17 protein-coding genes are annotated in these 15,115 nt (G+C 64.3%); 5 read left to right on the top strand and 12 right to left on the bottom strand.

Features of this window, described 5'->3' with window-relative positions:
- Window positions 1-8: 8 nt before the first annotated feature.
- Entirely contained in the window at window positions 9-713 is a 705-nt protein-coding gene (locus B4393_RS12985) for a hypothetical protein (RefSeq protein WP_078334514.1), read from the top strand.
- On the opposite strand, the gene B4393_RS12980 is transcribed toward B4393_RS12985, so the two are convergent.
- Together B4393_RS12980 and B4393_RS12975 are read right to left on the bottom strand one after the other, a co-directional pair.
- Window positions 710-1,324 carry an ASCH domain-containing protein gene (locus B4393_RS12980; protein ID WP_078334513.1) on the bottom strand — a complete coding sequence of 205 codons (615 nt, stop codon included), beginning with the start codon at window positions 1,322-1,324 and terminating at the stop codon, window positions 710-712. The two genes, B4393_RS12985 and B4393_RS12980, sit on opposite strands and share 4 nt — an antisense overlap.
- Window positions 1,325-1,360: 36 nt before the next feature.
- On the bottom strand, window positions 1,361-2,098 hold the full coding sequence (locus B4393_RS12975; RefSeq protein WP_078334512.1) for a dienelactone hydrolase family protein: 738 nt from the start codon (window positions 2,096-2,098) through the stop codon (window positions 1,361-1,363).
- Window positions 2,099-2,165: 67 nt separating this feature from the next.
- On the opposite strand from B4393_RS12975, the gene B4393_RS12970 reads away from it, so the two are divergent.
- Together B4393_RS12970 and B4393_RS12965 are read left to right on the top strand one after the other, a co-directional pair.
- Complete coding sequence (locus B4393_RS12970; RefSeq protein WP_078334511.1) at window positions 2,166-3,002, top strand: DUF6159 family protein; 837 nt, start codon at window positions 2,166-2,168, stop codon at window positions 3,000-3,002.
- Window positions 3,003-3,123: 121 nt separating this feature from the next.
- Window positions 3,124-3,912 carry a DUF6159 family protein gene (locus tag B4393_RS12965; RefSeq protein ID WP_078334510.1) on the top strand — a complete coding sequence of 263 codons (789 nt, stop codon included), beginning with the start codon at window positions 3,124-3,126 and terminating at the stop codon, window positions 3,910-3,912.
- Here B4393_RS12965 and B4393_RS12960 read toward each other — a convergent pair.
- From B4393_RS12960 to pnuC, 5 genes are all read right to left on the bottom strand, one after another.
- Window positions 3,909-4,787, bottom strand: a complete 879-nt coding sequence (locus tag B4393_RS12960) for a phosphatidate cytidylyltransferase (protein ID WP_078334689.1) — start codon at window positions 4,785-4,787, stop codon at window positions 3,909-3,911. The genes B4393_RS12965 and B4393_RS12960 overlap by 4 nt on opposite strands.
- 20 nt (window positions 4,788-4,807) lie before the next feature.
- Entirely contained in the window at window positions 4,808-5,365 is a 558-nt protein-coding gene (gene frr / locus B4393_RS12955) for a ribosome recycling factor (protein WP_078278223.1), read from the bottom strand.
- A gap of 79 nt (window positions 5,366-5,444) precedes the next feature.
- Complete coding sequence (pyrH, locus tag B4393_RS12950) at window positions 5,445-6,170, bottom strand: UMP kinase (protein ID WP_030094003.1); 726 nt, start codon at window positions 6,168-6,170, stop codon at window positions 5,445-5,447.
- A 109-nt stretch (window positions 6,171-6,279) separates the two neighbouring features.
- Window positions 6,280-8,541, bottom strand: a complete 2,262-nt coding sequence (gene helR / locus B4393_RS12945; RefSeq protein WP_109558304.1) for an RNA polymerase recycling motor ATPase HelR — start codon at window positions 8,539-8,541, stop codon at window positions 6,280-6,282.
- Between the two features lie 124 nt (window positions 8,542-8,665).
- Window positions 8,666-9,244 carry a nicotinamide riboside transporter PnuC gene (pnuC, locus tag B4393_RS12940; protein ID WP_078334509.1) on the bottom strand — a complete coding sequence of 193 codons (579 nt, stop codon included), beginning with the start codon at window positions 9,242-9,244 and terminating at the stop codon, window positions 8,666-8,668.
- 36 nt (window positions 9,245-9,280) lie between these two features.
- Between pnuC and B4393_RS12935 the strand changes: the two genes are divergently transcribed.
- Complete coding sequence (locus tag B4393_RS12935) at window positions 9,281-9,910, top strand: uridine kinase family protein (protein WP_078334508.1); 630 nt, start codon at window positions 9,281-9,283, stop codon at window positions 9,908-9,910.
- 10 nt (window positions 9,911-9,920) lie between these two features.
- Here the strand turns inward: B4393_RS12935 and B4393_RS12930 are convergent, their stop codons facing one another.
- Window positions 9,921-10,451, bottom strand: coding sequence for a MarR family winged helix-turn-helix transcriptional regulator (locus B4393_RS12930; protein ID WP_078278226.1), 531 nt, complete (start codon window positions 10,449-10,451; stop codon window positions 9,921-9,923).
- Window positions 10,452-10,508: 57 nt separating this feature from the next.
- On the opposite strand from B4393_RS12930, the gene B4393_RS12925 reads away from it, so the two are divergent.
- Complete coding sequence (locus tag B4393_RS12925; RefSeq protein WP_078334507.1) at window positions 10,509-11,231, top strand: SDR family NAD(P)-dependent oxidoreductase; 723 nt, start codon at window positions 10,509-10,511, stop codon at window positions 11,229-11,231.
- A gap of 9 nt (window positions 11,232-11,240) precedes the next feature.
- Here the strand turns inward: B4393_RS12925 and B4393_RS12920 are convergent, their stop codons facing one another.
- The 4 genes from B4393_RS12920 to rpsB all read right to left on the bottom strand — a co-directional run bounded on the left by B4393_RS12920 (window position 11,241) and on the right by rpsB (window position 14,987).
- Complete coding sequence (locus B4393_RS12920; RefSeq protein WP_078334506.1) at window positions 11,241-12,623, bottom strand: glycoside hydrolase family 1 protein; 1,383 nt, start codon at window positions 12,621-12,623, stop codon at window positions 11,241-11,243.
- A gap of 26 nt (window positions 12,624-12,649) precedes the next feature.
- Window positions 12,650-13,243: a TetR/AcrR family transcriptional regulator gene (locus tag B4393_RS12915; RefSeq protein WP_070940237.1), complete on the bottom strand. Its 594-nt coding sequence runs from the start codon at window positions 13,241-13,243 to the stop codon at window positions 12,650-12,652.
- Between the two features lie 76 nt (window positions 13,244-13,319).
- A complete protein-coding gene (gene tsf / locus B4393_RS12910; RefSeq protein ID WP_078334505.1) occupies window positions 13,320-14,138 on the bottom strand; it encodes a translation elongation factor Ts in 819 nt (272 codons plus the stop codon).
- Window positions 14,139-14,987, bottom strand: coding sequence for a 30S ribosomal protein S2 (gene rpsB / locus B4393_RS12905; protein WP_078278231.1), 849 nt, complete (start codon window positions 14,985-14,987; stop codon window positions 14,139-14,141). It abuts the gene before it with no gap.
- Between the last annotated feature and the right edge of the window lie 128 nt (window positions 14,988-15,115).

The following is a 15,115-nucleotide window of genomic DNA, read 5'->3' as shown; positions in this document are numbered from 1 at the left end:
CTGGCTGCATGCGTGCCCTGTTACGTGACGGTCTGACCCTGCTGGGAACACTGCTCCTGGTCGCCGGATGCTCCCAAGGAGCATCGGTTTCGCCGACCACTCCCCCATCAAGTCAATCTCCATCCAGCAGCACCACCAGCAAGGCGCCCACCACAACCACCACCAAGACTCCCGTCGACTTACCAGAGCCTGTGGCAGGTGCGCCGTATGACGCTGTGGCCCAGTGGATTTCCAAGGGCGCGCCGGTGAACGTCGCAAACTTCCACGCGGCCACCAGCCAGGATGGGCAAAAGACCGATCTCGGCGACAACGTCGCGTTCAAGACCCCGTCGGGCAAGACACGCTGCATGACCGACAACATCCAGCCGGGCACGCTGTCTTGCCTGGTCAACTTGACGAACCCGCCGAAAAAGCCTGCCGACACCGAGGGCAACTGGGTCCCGGGCTGGACCGATTTCAGCGGCCACCAGGTCACGGTGGGCGGACTACACGGCGACCCGGGCCCCTTCCAGAGCGGTGACGGCAATCCGCTCGACTACGGCGGCCGTCTGTCGTTCGGGGAGTTCAGTTGCCGCAGCGAGACTTCCGGGTTGTTCTGCGCCAACACCCAGGCCAAGTCCGCCATTCGGATCAGCGACGCCGGAATCGAGCCCTTCGGCTGCCTGAAGGAAGCCACCCCCACCGAAGGTAACGGAAGCGAATTCAGCTGCTAGCGCGACGACCGGGCCAGGTACTCCACACCGCGCGGTGAAAGCCGGTAGCCCACCGGCAAACTGAGCGTCAGACCCAAGTTCTTGAGCTTGCGCACGTGCACCTTGAAGGTCGCCAAATCGGGCCAGCGCGAGCAAGATTCGAGGTCCTTCGCACGCACTTCCGGGCGGTCGGCAATCTCTCGGAGCACCTCCCGGGTCCACGGACCGGGCTTGGCACTGCGATCCATCCGATCCAATCGGGCATCTATCTCGGCGAGATCTTCGACCGAGAGCGCCGCCGAAGAAGCCAGCTCCGCCCGCGGATCTGCCATATCGATCTTGCGAAATGCCAAGCGATACAATCGATCATCCCCATTTGCGCCGACATCACTTCGCGCCGCCGCGGCGGACGGGTACCCGGCCAATAACGCATCGGCATCGTCGATATCGCGTGCGATGATCGCGCCAACAGCATCAATTTCGATGAAGTCGAACTCGGCCATGGAGCGGATTCGGTCGGAGCCGACGCGATAGCGCCCGCCCACCTTCACCTGGGGGCGTTTCCAACGCCGATAGGCCACCGAGATGGTGCCGTCGCGGATTCCGGCCCGCAGCCTCGGTTCGAACAGCACCAGATCTCCTTGTCGCTCCGCTCCGACCGGGCCGGCCTACGAACCCAGGTGAGCGCCGTAGAGCTCTTCGAGGGCCTTCCAGTGTCGTTCCGCGGCGGCCTCGTCATAGGTGGCGTTGTCCGCGACGGCGAATCCGTGTTTGGCCGGGTACGTCTCGATGGTGTGGCGCACCCCGGCGTCGCTCAGTACCTGTGCCAGCAGCTGCTCCTGCTCGGGCGGGAAGGAGGCGTCCTCCTCGGCGGCCGCGACCAGCACAACGCCGGCGATGCGGTCGGCCAGGTGGTGTGGGCTGTTGGGGTCGTCGGCGTTGGCGAGATTGCCGCCGTGAAACGACGCCACCGCACCCACCCGATTCGCGTGAGTCGCCGCGATCCGCAACGAGATTCGACCACCCATGCAGTAACCGGTCAGGCCCACGGTGTGGCCGGTCACCTCAGGCTGGAGGGCAAGGAAGTCCAGAAAAGCGCCCGCGTCGGCGTCGATCCGGTCCGGGGTGAGCGTCCCCATTGTCGCGAACAGGCGGCCGCGCTCTTCCGGGTCGCCGAACGCGGTCGCCAAATCGAATGGCTTCCACGTGCCTTCGCGGTAATACACATCGGGCACCAACGCCACATACCCCAAGGCCGCGAGCCGATCGCCCATCTCGCGCATGACTTCGCGGGCGCCGCCGGCGTCGGGATAGAGGATCACCGCCGGGCCGGGCTGGTCGGGCAGGTGCAGGGTTGCCGGGCATTGCCCATCCGGTGTGGGGATCTGAACGTCGCGGCGAGGCATCTTTCCATCAAACCAGCCACCCGACCCGGTAGCTAGCGCACTGGTATCTTGGCCTGACTATCCGTCAATGACCAGGGGGAATCCGATGGCCTTTGCCAGCACACTGTCGACATCGTGGCGAATCTTCAAGACGTCGGCGAAGGTGTTGAGTTCGCGCAAGGAGCTCGCGGTTTTTCCCCTGCTGTCCGGCCTTAGCTCGTTGCTGGTACTGGTCGGGATGGTGACCCTGGGAGTCCTGCTATTGCCCGCGACGACCGGCGATTCGGTTCCGCCGCTCTTCTACCCCGTCTTCGCCATCGGTTTCTTCATCGTGATGTACGTCGCGACCTTCTGGCAGGCGGCACTGATCTCGCAGGCGAACGTCGCACTGGAGGGCAGAGATCCAAGCGTTGCCGCCGGCATCTCGGCGGCAAGCCAACGCGGAGGTCGTCTCCTCCCCTGGGTTCTCATCACCGGTGTTGTCTCATGGATCATCAGCGCCATCGAGGAACGGGTGCCCTTCATCGGGAGATTCCTCGATGTCGCGTGGCGCGTGGTCTCCTTCCAGGTGCTGCCCACCATCGTGCTGGAGAACCTCGGGGCGATCGACGCCATCAAGAAGACCAAGGAAACCCTCAAGCACGCCTGGGGGCAAAACGTCGTCGGCATTGTGGGCCTGAACTTTTTCACCGCGATGCTCTCACTACCCGGAATCGGCCTGATCTACCTGGGAGTGGCAGCGAACATAGCCGCCGTGACCGGCGTTTTGGCGGTGCTCGGTGTGCTCTGGATCCTGGTGGCCTCCGTGGTCGGTGCCGCACTCACCGGGATTTTCCAGACGGCGTTGTACCGATTCACGGTCGACGGCCAGGTACCGGGGCCGTTCGCTGGGGTGGATCTGCGCCAGGCGCTCAAAACGCGCTAAAAGTAGACAGGCGCGCGTGCGCAATCCCCGATCCGCGGGGCGCGCTGCCCGCATCCCTAAACCTCAGTTGTCACACTGGTAACTTATGTAACAAGAGTAACTAATTGCCAGGGGAATCGGTGTGGCTTCTTTCCATGCGCTGTCAGCATCGTGGGACATATTCAGATCAGCGACACGTCTCCCGTGTCGCCGCAAGGCACTCATGTACTTCCCTATCGCGGCCGCGATCAGCATCGCCGTGTTCATCGTCGCCCTCATCGCGCTGGGTCTGCTGCTACCGCCGAACATTGACAAGACCTCGCCGCAGTTCGTCCGGACCGCCTTGGCCATCGACTACGTCATCCTGTTGTATCTCGCGATGTTCTGGCAGACGGCCCTCATCACACAGACGAACGCCGCTCTCGAGGGTGAAGTGCCAAGCTTCGCCCGCGGCCTGGCCGCCGCGCGCCGCTACCGCACACGCCTGCTGCCCTGGGTGCTCATCGACACCGCTGTCACATGGGGCTTCGGCATCATCGACGAGAAGCTGCTGTACGTCGGCAGCCTCGTCCACGTCCTGTTCATCGGACGGTTCTTGGACCTGATGTGGCGGGCGGTCTCGTTTCAGGTGCTGCCGACAATCGTCGTGCGAGACGTCGGCGCCGTGGAGGCCACCAAAGCCTGCGCGAGGGCGCTGCGGCGCATGCTGTCCAAGAACATCCTTGCCCAGTTCGGCCTGCGAATCTTCATCCTGATACTGGTGTCGCCCGGGGTGGGCATGCTCTTCGCCGCCGCTGCGGTGGGACATGGAGTGTTGTCCGGAGTGCTCGGGCTGTCCGGAGGGCTGTGGATCGCGATCGCAGTGCTGTACGGAGCCACCGTCAGCGGCATCTATCAAACAGCGTTGTACCGAAGCGCCGACATCACCTAAATAAAGAGCGTCAACACGATCCAGGTAGCGACTGCCGATGGCAGCAGGGAATCAAGACGATCCATGATGCCGCCGTGACCGGGCAGTAGTGTGCCCATGTCCTTGATCCCCAAGTCGCGCTTGACCTGCGACTCCACCAGATCCCCCAGTGTCCCGGTGATGACGAGCATGACGCCCAGAGCGATACCCACGAACGGGTGATGTCCGAGGAGGAACGTCACCGCGAGCGTCGAGGCCGTGGTACCCACCAGCAGTGAACCCGCCAAGCCCTCCCATGACTTTTTCGGGCTGATCGCGGGTGCCATCGGATGCTTACCGAACAGGACGCCCGCCGCATATCCGCCGATGTCGGAGAACGTGACACCGAGCATCAGGCAGAACACCTGCTCCGCCCCGTTGTGTGGATAGACCAGCAGCGCGCCGAAGGACGCGAACAGTGGAATCCATGCGGCGACGAAAACCGTGACGGCGACATCACGCAGATAATTCACCGGCTGACTGCCCAGCCCCTGACTCAACAGTCGCCAAATCATGCAGACCACGACGGTCGCGGCGAAGGCACCGACCGAGCCCGCGGTTCCCCATGGCCAGGTCAGCCAGATCATGGCCTGTCCGCCGATGAACAGCGGGATGAACGGAACCAAGATATCGGCCTGCCGCAGCCGCTTGGTCACCTCCCACATCGCGATCCCCAGGAAGACCGAGATGATGCCGACCCAGATTTCCTTCTGGTACAGCAACGAAAAAATGATCAGGGCGGCCAGCGCAACCCCGACCCCGATAGCGGCCGGTAGGTTGCGTCCGGCCCGGGACTTCGCTCCCGAAGGGGGCGCAGGGCTGCTGCCAGGGGCCGGAGCCGCGTCGGTGTCTCCCATGGTCGTCATTACCGGCGGCCCTAGACCTCCAGTAGCTCGCCTTCTTTGTGTTTCACCAGCTCATCGATCTGGTTCACGTACTGGGCGGTGGTCTTGTCCAGATCCTTTTCCGCGCGGCCTACCTCGTCCTCGCCGGCCTCGCCGTCCTTCTTGATCCGGTTGAGCTCGTCATTGGCCTTGCGCCGGACGTTGCGCAAGGTCACCTTGGCGTCCTCGCCCTTGCCCTTGGCCTGCTTGACGAGCTCGCGACGGCGTTCCTCGGTGAGCTGCGGGATCGCAACACGAATGATGCTGCCGTCGTTACTCGGGTTCAAGCCCAGATCCGAGTTACGGATGGCCTCTTCGATGGCCCGAAGCTGGTTGGCCTCGTACGGCTTGATGACGACCATGCGTGCCTCGGGCACGTTGATGCCGGCCACCTGCGTGATCGGGGTCGGGGTGCCGTAGTAGTCGATGACCACCCGCTGAAACATGCCCGGGTTGGCACGCCCGGTCCGAATCGTCGCGAAGTCGTCACGGGCGACCGTTACGGCCTTTTCCATCTTCTCCTCAGCATCGAGAAGAACCTCGTCAATCACGATTGATCTCCCATCTGTGCGTGATGTTCGTCGCGCGAGCGGCTCATCAGTATTTGACGATCTTCGCGCAAGCGGCTCATCACGGTGTCACCAGCGTTCCGATCTTCTCACCTGCGACCGCCCTGGCGATATTCCCTTCGGTAAGCAGGTTGAACACCAGGATCGGCATGCGGTTGTCCATACACAGGCTGAAGGCGGTGGCATCGGCAACCTGCAGCCCGCGGTCGATGACCTCGCGGTGCGTGATCTCCGGCAGGAATTCGGCATCGGGGTTGGCGCGCGGGTCATCGGTGAAGATGCCGTCAACCGCCTTGGCCATGAGCACCACCTCGGCGCCGATCTCCAGTGCGCGCTGCGCGGCAGTGGTGTCGGTGGAGAAATACGGCAGGCCCATGCCTGCACCGAAGATGACGACGCGCCCCTTCTCCAAATGCCTCCTGGCCCGTAACGGGATGTACGGCTCGGCGACCTGCCCCATGGTGATGGCTGTCTGCACGCGTGTCACGATGCCTTCCTTCTCCAGGAAGTCTTGCAGCGCAAGGCTGTTCATGACGGTGCCGAGCATGCCCATATAGTCCGAGCGGGTGCGTTCCATACCGCGCTGCTGTAGCTGCGCACCGCGGAAGAAGTTGCCGCCGCCGATCACGACCGCAACCTCGGCACCGCTGCGAACCACTTCAGCGATCTGGCTGGCCACCCTGTGAACCACATCAGGGTCCAAGCCGACGGCTCCCCCGCCGAACATTTCGCCGCCGAGCTTGAGCAGCACCCGCTTATATCCGGTGCGGCTCACATCGCGAGTCATCACGCCTCCTCGGTACAGGCTCGACAAAGCCGTTGCACAAGCAAAGCCATCGGGCCCCGGATCCACCGAGTGCCGCGACGGCTCCATCTATCTCGCGGACCATCCTGCCCTATCGAGCGACGCTCGTTGGCACGACCCGGCGATCCGAACCTGGGCCGGTTGTGCTTTCGGTGAGACCGACAAGCGGCTGAGGCAGCGGCGCCACGTGCAGCACGCCCAGTCGCTGGGTGGCGCGAGTGAGCGCCACATAGAGCTCAGCGGCGCCGCGCGGACCGTCCGCCAGGATCCGTTCCGGTTGCACGACCAGCACCGCATCGAACTCCAGTCCCTTGGTCTCCGACGCCGGGACGGTGCCCGGCACACCCGGCGGCCCGATCACCACGCTGGTGCCCTCCCGACCCTCCTCGTCGAGCACGAATTCTTCTATGGCTTTTGGCAATTCGCCCTCGGCGAGATGCCTGGACCACGGCAGGACTCCGCAGGAACGGACGGATTCGGGCGGCTGAGTACCCGGCGCGAACTCGGCCAGCAGCGCCGCCGCGACGGCCATGATCTCGGCGGGAGTGCGATAGTTCACCGATAGCGGCCGGTACAGCCAGCGCCCGGGCACATACGGCTGCAGCACCACGTCCCACGACGTGGCACCGGCTACCGATCGGCGCTGAGCCAGATCGCCGACAACGGTGAACGAACGACTTGGGCAGCGGCGCATCAACACTCGCCAGTCCATTTCGGACAGTTCCTGGGCTTCGTCGATCACGATGTGACCGTAGGTCCAATCCCGGTCTGCCGAGGCACGCTCGACGAGGTCACGGGTGTCACGTTCGGTGAATCGTTCCGCGAGATCCTCGGCACCCAGCAGATCGGTGGCGAAAAGGTGGTCCTCGTCGTCCATCATGTCTTCGCGACCGGTCATCAGATCGAGAACACCCGCGGCGTACTCGGCTTCTGCCCTGCGCTCGCGTTCGGCGGCCTCTTCGGCCGCCTTGTCGCGGCCCACCAGGTCGACCAGCTCGTCGAGCAGCGGAACGTCTGAGACCGTCCATGCGTCGCCGACGACACGCGCCAGCGCCGGGTCCGCACCCGCAGCCCGTAACCGCTCAGGCACGGTGTAGAGCTCCGCTAAGAGGGTCTCAGGTGTCAGCATGGGCCACAGCTGGTCGAGGGCGGCGGCGAATCCCTCGTGGTCACCCAGTTCGTCGAGCAACTCGGCGCGCAGATGCTCCCAGGCCTTACGGTCCTCGCGGGTCAGCCACCCCTTACCGATGCGCGGGATGGCCCGCTCGGTGATCGCCCAGGTAAGCACATCCGTGAAGACCGTTCGGGCCTCGTTGTGCGGAAGCTTGCTCGCGCGCGCCTCTTCGATGGCCCACTGCGCGATATCGGCATCGATGCGCACCGTGACATCGGCGAGCTGAATAGGCAGCGGGCTCTCGGGCACCCGCTGCCGGTCTGCGATCGCCGCCGCGAGCACGTCCAGGATCTGCAGCGAGCCCTTGAGCCGCGCGGGCTCCGCCTCGTCCTCTGCCGTGACCTTGAGCCCCGGCACCAGATCGCCCGCCGTGGTGAACACCACGTTCGTCTCACCCAACGAGGGCAATACGCGCGAGATATGGCTCAGGAAAGCAGCATTCGGACCAACAACCAGCACTCCGTGGCGTTCCATCCGCTTGCGCTGGGTGTACAGCAGATAGGCCACGCGGTGCAGCGCCACCACGGTCTTGCCTGTACCGGGACCGCCCTCGATGACCAGCACGCCCGGATGATCGAGCCGAATGATCCGATCCTGTTCGGCCTGGATGGTCGCCACGATGTCGCGCATCCCGGCACCACGGGGCGCGTTGACCGCGGCCAGCAGCGCCGCATCACTCATGCTCCCGCGTTCCCCGTCGACATCTTCGCCCTCCGAGCGGCCGTCCGAACCGACCACAAGGACTTCGTCGATGAAGTCGTCGACGTGGCGTCCCCGGGTCCGGAACTGGCGCCGACGCCGGGTGTTCTCCGGGTTGGCACCGGTAGCGATGTAGAACGCTTCCGCAGCGGGCGCCCGCCAATCGATCAGCAGCGGTTCGTAGTCGTTGTGCTGATCCAGGAGTCCGATGCGCCCAACGTAGGAGCGCTCGCCGGTGACGGCGTCCAGCCGGCCGAAGCACAGCCCGTCATCTGCGACATCGAGGCGCTGCGCCAGGCTGGCCAGTGCGCGCACTTCGTCGTCGCGCTCGACCATCGCGGCACCGTTCTGCTGATCGACGGGCCCGCGCAGAGCGCTGCGGTACCTGCCCTTCACGCGTGCGCGTTCAGCGTCGAGCAGCTCATACAGTCCAGCGATGTACTCCCGCTCGGCCTGCAGTTCTTCTTCGTGCGTCGTCAACTCCGATTTGCCCCATTTTCCTTGTAGTCCATGGCATCTGACATTCAGCTCAGCGATTGTGCGGCATGACCCGGGCCTTGCCGCAAGCCCCCTTATGCGTTATATGTTGAAAGGGGCAGGTTATTCATACTGATTCGGCGGTCGCCACTGTGCGCAACTCTTTTCGCCAACTCCACAGGCCGACCGCGGCCATGATGCTCAGGAAAGCATAGAAGCCCGCCGTCAGGTTCAGCCCTTTGTAGAGGTAGACGCCCACCGAGAAGGTGTCGGTGACGATCCACAGCACCCAGTTCTCTATCCACTTCCGATTCATCATGAACTGGGAAACCACACTGAGTCCTGTGATAACCGAATCAAGCTGCGGGACATTGGAATCGGTGAAGGCAACCAGAAACGCGTAGAGACCCGCAATCAGGGCGGCCACGCACAGCGCCAACGGCAGCCACGCCGCTCGCGGCGTGCGCCGGACCACGACCCCCTGCCGGTCCTGACTACCACGCAGCCATAGATACCACCCCTGCAGCGCCAAAGCGATGAACATGATCTGCAGGGCCGCGTCGGCGTACAGGGTCTGTCGGCTGAAGACCACCATGTAGAACAGCGAGCTGACGATGGCCACCGGAAAGGTCCAAATATTTTGCCGGACCGCAAGGATGACGAACAGCACACCGGCCGCGCTGCCGATTAGCTCAGTCCAGTCCACGGCAACAGGTTAGCCGAGCACCAGTAAGCTCGCGCCATGACGACCCCGGACCAGCAGCGGAGCTTCTCGTGGCTGGCCGGGCTCATCAACAGAAGCGAGCCACGATGCGGCAACGTGCGTGTCGTCGCCATCGACGGTAGGGGCGCGGCCGGTAAGAGCACCTTTGCTGCGCGATTGCACACCGCACTGTCGGCGACAACCTTGGCCACGGCGGTCCTGCACACCGACGACTTTGCGTCCTGGGACACATTCTTCGGGTGGTGGCCCCGGCTTGAGGAGCAGGTGCTGGCGCCCTGGGCGCGCGGCGAGCAGGCACGATACCGACGCTACGACTGGGCGGCGCGCGAGTTCGGCCCGTGGGAGTGCAGCCCACCGCCATCGGTGCTGATTCTCGAGGGCGTCGGGTCGGGCCGCGCAGCCGCCGCCGACCAGTTGAGCACGCTGATCTGGGTGCAGACCGACCAACCAACGCGTCGTCGCCGTGCCGAGGATCGCGATGGCCAACAGCTCCGGGAGTTCTGGCAGTTATGGATTGCCGCGGAGGAGGAGCACTTCCGATCGGACGACACCGCCGGACGCGCCGACATCCTCGTCAACGGCGACCCCGTGGTCTCTCCGCAGGACCCCGAACGCGACTTCGTGATCGCCTCCGACCGGACACCGTAAGGCCGGAGAATCAGACAGAGCCGACATGGGTCGGCGCCGTCGGCCCAACCCGCGTATGCACATCGGCGAGCAACAGTTTCAGCAGTTGCGCCAATTGCGTGCGTTGCGCCGTGCTCAGCCCTGAGATCAACTCCAGCTCATCGGTGAGCAGTTGATCGACGGTGGATTCAACCAAGTGGTGCCCGTCCTTCGTGAGGGACACCGTCACACTGCGCGGCAACGATCCGGGCTCACGTGTCACCAGCCCCTCGCGTTCAGCCCTGGCCACCCGTTGAGATACCGCCCCGGCCGTGACCATCGTCCGCTGGGCGATCTCGCGAGTGGTCAGGCAGTAGGGCGCCCCACTGCGCCGCAGGGTGCTGAGCAAGTCCAACGTGGCCATATCCACCCCGAGCCCGGACAGAAGCTTTCTCCGCTGGGCACCGAACAGCGTGGCCAGATGCCAAATCCTGGTCACCACATCGATAGAATCAGTTGGCGCGCTTGGCCTCTCGCGCTGCCATGCCAGTGCGATCTCATCGGCGGCGTCTTGACACTCCATGCGGATGACCCTACCGTTTAGATCTAAATGTTTAGACCTAAACGAATGGAGTGTCGTATGCGCACAGCATTGGTCACCGGCGGCGGCACCGGTATCGGACTAGCGGTCGCCGCGGCACTCATCGACTCCGGCGCCCACGTGTTCATCACCGGACGGCGCGCAGATGCCCTCGATGCGGCCGTCGCGGCACTGGGCCCGAACAGTCGCGCACTGCCCTGCGACCACACCAGCCCAGATCAGGTGAAAGACCTCGCTACGCGATTCACCGGACCCATCGACCTGTTGGTGAACAACGCCGGCGGCAACACCGACTTCGATACCGACGCGCCCGTCGGCCTCCATGAGCTGGCCGGCCAGTGGCGCGCCAACCTGGAGGCCAACCTCATCAGCGCCGTCCTCACCACCGCGGCCGTCAGCGATCAACTAGCGGGCGGCGGCGCGGTTGTTCACATCGGCTCCATCGCGGCACACCATGGTGCCGGGTCATATGGGGCGGCCAAGGCGGCCCTCGCCTCGTGGAATGTGCAGCTGGCCGCACAGCTCGGACCCCGCGATGTCACCGCGAATGTCGTTGCGCCCGGCTACATCGCCGACACCGAGTTCTTTCGCGACAAGCTCGCCGACAGCCGCCGTAACACCCTCGTCGCCTCGACCCACACCGGGCGCGCCGGCACCCCGGCCGATATCGCGGGCACCGTCAGCTTTCTCGCCTCATCGAGCGCCCGCCACATCACCGGGCAGGTTATCAACGTCAACGGCGGTGCGCTGACGACGATTTGACCGGGAGGATCAGCGCAGCGGAACCGTCGGCCCCTTGGGATCCAGCGGGGCGCAGCTGTCCTGCCCCACTGTGGTGGAGCATTTCGCCGCCGGGATCACCGGGCGGTAACCGGGCGTGGTCCCGGCATCGCGGGTGATCTGGGTGTACGTCGAGACAGCATCGGTGGGCACCCGCTTCAGCGCCGGATCACCCAACGCGTCGACTGTGTACAAGCCGAAACGTGGCCGGTAGCTTCCCCATTCATAGTTATCGACGAGCGACCAGTAGTTGTATCCGATGATCGGGATCCCGTCTGCCTTGGCCCGTTGCAACCAGAAGACGGTGTCCTCGAGGTACTGCGATCGCGTCACCCCGTCCGCCCGGGGCTTGCCGTTGTCGGTGACCATCCCGTTCTCGACGATGTAGATCGGCAGCCCGGGATAGCGCTGCGCATAGTGCCGCGACACGTAGTAGATGTCTTCGGGCTGCAGTTTGATGTTCCAGCGCTCCCTCATGCTCTGCGCCGAGGCGAGGTTGTCCCCCGCAGTGCCCGTGTAGTAGTCGAAACCGAGATAGTCGAGACTGTCGGCAACCCGGTCAAAGAACGATCCCTCGATACCCTTCACGCCGAAACCTGCGAACTGCGCCAGCACATCTGGCGGTATGTAGGCCTCGTTGGTCGTCACCTTCGCCTTGGGGTCGGCATCGTGAGCGGCACGGTACACCGCGCGGTGCGCCTGGGCGACGCTGTCCAGGAACCCGCCGAACTGATCGGGCTTGATCGCGCCGGTGCGCACCTCCATTGCCCCGAAGGCCAGTGGCTCGTTGACACTGACCCACAACACCCCTTGTCCGGCATAACGTTTGGTGATCGCCTTGGCGAAGTCCTCAAACGCTCCGACGTTGTTCATGAACCCGCCGTTGTCGGCAACCCAACCCGGATACACCCAGTGCATGAGCGTGATCATCGGCGTGATGCCGTTCTCACGCAGTGTGGCGACGATGGAGTCGTAGTACGCCAGCTCCTTCTCGTCCCACTTGCCCGGCTCCGGCATGACGCGCGACCACTCCACGCCGAAACGAAATGTGTTGACGCCCATGGCATGCGCGTTGGCGATGTCTTCGGCGTATCGATGGCGGAAATCATCGGCCTGCCGGTACGGGTCGACCGGGCCAGCCCCCAATGGATCAGCCCCGGGCTCTACCGGCCTACCGGCGGTGCGATCGACATAGCGTCGCCAATTGCTGTCGGGAGCACTGCCCTCCACCTGGTAGCCCGCGGTTGCAGTACCCCAGTAGAACCCGCGATCCCAGGCGGAGTCGTCCTTCGAACTCTCCTGCCGCGGGCTGCAGGCGGCCAATCCCAATGCCACGACGACTGCCGATGCCACTACGGAGACGATCCATTTCATACGAAAACCATACACTGTATGGTTTTCTAGGCCAGTAGCCGCTCCCACACCCGCCGCATGTGATCCCCCATGTCGATGGATGGATCCGACATCCACTGGATCTGAATGCCGTCCGCGGCCGCGATCAGCGCCGCCGCAGCGAATTCAGCATCGACATGCTCGGGGACCTCGCCCGCGGCTTGGCGCCCTCGCACATACTCGGCGATGAGGGTGCGCATCCTCTCGTACCTCTCCCGCAGGTAAGCACCGGCAGGATGGCCCGGGTCGACGGCCGCGGCGGCCGCCAGTGAGAGATACACCGTCCCGGAGCCGGGCTTGCTCGCCTTGTCGAGCATCGCTTGTGCGAGCACCTCGCCGGGGTCGATCTCGGAGTCCGAATTGCCATACCAATGTTCAAATCTGGCATCGGCATCGCGCTGGATCTCAGTGAGGATCACATCGCGCGTCGGGAAGTAGTGCATGAGCCCGGCCAGGCTGATGTTGGCTTCCTTTGCGATCACGCGCATCGAGGCGCCGGCCTCGCCGTCGCGCTCCAACACCCTCAACGCGGCGCCGAGGATCTCCCGGCGCTTGGCTTCCCCTTTGGGATACCGCTTTGCATCAGGCCCAACAGCTGGCATTGCCCGAGGCTAGCGCACAAACAGTTCGGCCCCGCACAGGAACGAATCCTGGCGGGGCCGAATTGTTTTGAGAAACCTAGGCTTGGCCGACCTCGAACCGCGCAAAGCGGGTCACGGTGACACCGGCCTCATCGAGCAGAGCCTTGACGGACTTCTTGTTGTCGGACACCGACGGCTGATCCAGCAGCACGACATCCTTGTAGTAGCCAGTCACGCGTCCCTCGACGATCTTGGGCAGCGCGGCCTCGGGCTTGCCCTCGGCCTTGGCGGTCTCCTCGGCGATGCGACGCTCGTTCTCGACCACGTCGGCCGGAACGTCTTCGCGCGTCAGGTACTTGGCCTTGAGCGCAGCGATCTGAAGCGCCACGGAGTGCGCGGCACCCTCGTCCGAACCGGTGTACTCGACCAGCACGCCCACGGCCGGCGGTAGGTCCGCGGCGCGCTTGTGCAGGTATGCCTCGACAGTTCCATCGAAGTACGCCACCCGGCGCAGCTCCAACTTCTCGCCGATCTTGGCGGCCAGGTCGGCGATCGCCTGCTCAACGGTCCGGCCGTCCTCGACCTCGGCGGCCAGGAGGGCGTCGACCTCGCCGATCTTGCCGGCAGCGGCCGCACCGACGATGGCGTCGGCCAGGCCCTGGAACTCGGCGTTCTTGGCGACGAAGTCCGTCTCGGAGTTCAGCTCGACAAGTGCGCCGTCACGCGCGACAACCAGGCCCTCGGCGGTCGCACGCTCGGCGCGCTTGCCAACGTCCTTGGCGCCCTTGATGCGCAGCACCTCGACGGCCTTGTCGAAATCACCGTCGGACTCGGCCAGGGCGTTCTTGCAGTCGAGCATCCCGGCACCGGTCAGTTCCCGGAGCCGCTTCACATCGGCAGCGGTGAAATTCGCCATTTAGCCTTCCTCAGTTGCGTTTTCAGTGGTTTCGGTGGCAGCAGCCTCAGCGGCCGGAGCGTCAGTGGCCGGAGCCTCTGCGACGGCGGAGGCAAGCAGTTCCTGCTCCCATTCGGCCAGCGGCTCGGCGGCCTCGGGCTTCTCGTCGGCACCGGACAGACCGGAGCGGGCCTGCAGGCCCTCGGCGATCGCGGAGGCGACGACCTTGGTGAGCAGCGCGGCACTGCGGATGGCGTCGTCGTTGCCCGGGATCGGGTAGTCGACGACATCGGGATCGCAGTTGGTGTCCAGGATCGCAATGATCGGGATGTTCAGCTTGCGGGCCTCGGCAACCGCGAGGTGCTCCTTGTTGGTGTCCACCACGAAGATTGCCGAAGGCACCTTCTGCATGTCCCGGATACCGCCGAGGCTGCGCTCGAGCTTGTTCTTCTCACGCGTGAGCATGAGGATTTCCTTCTTGGTGCGTCCCTCGAAGCCACCGGTCTGCTCCATCGACTCCAGCTCCTTCAGGCGCTGCAGACGCTTGTGAACGGTGGAGAAGTTGGTGAGCATGCCGCCCAGCCAGCGCTGGTTCACGTAGGGCATGCCGACACGGGTCGCCTCTTCGGCGATCGGCTCCTGAGCCTGCTTCTTGGTGCCGACGAACATGACCGAACCACCGTGGGCGACGGTCTCCTTGACGAACTCGTACGCCTTGTCGATGTAGGTCAGCGTCTGCTGCAAGTCGATGATGTAGATGCCGTTGCGGTCGGTGAAGATGAACCGCTTCATCTTGGGATTCCAACGACGGGTCTGGTGCCCGAAGTGCGCGCCGCTGTCAAGCAGCTGCTTCATTGTTACTACAGCCATGATTCCATGGTTCCTTTATGTCGGTTGTCGCCCGGGATCGGGTGATCCTGGGCCCTGGCGCCTGCTGATGCCGGAACCCACCTGAGTGGGACCGCCCGGCATGTTGCTCACGAACTCGTGTGCAGACG

This window comes from Mycobacteroides franklinii, assembly GCF_002013895.1.
Classification (GTDB): domain Bacteria; phylum Actinomycetota; class Actinomycetes; order Mycobacteriales; family Mycobacteriaceae; genus Mycobacterium; species Mycobacterium franklinii.
Note: the sequence above shows the minus strand (reverse complement) of the source record. Positions and strands in the feature narration are given on the sequence as shown.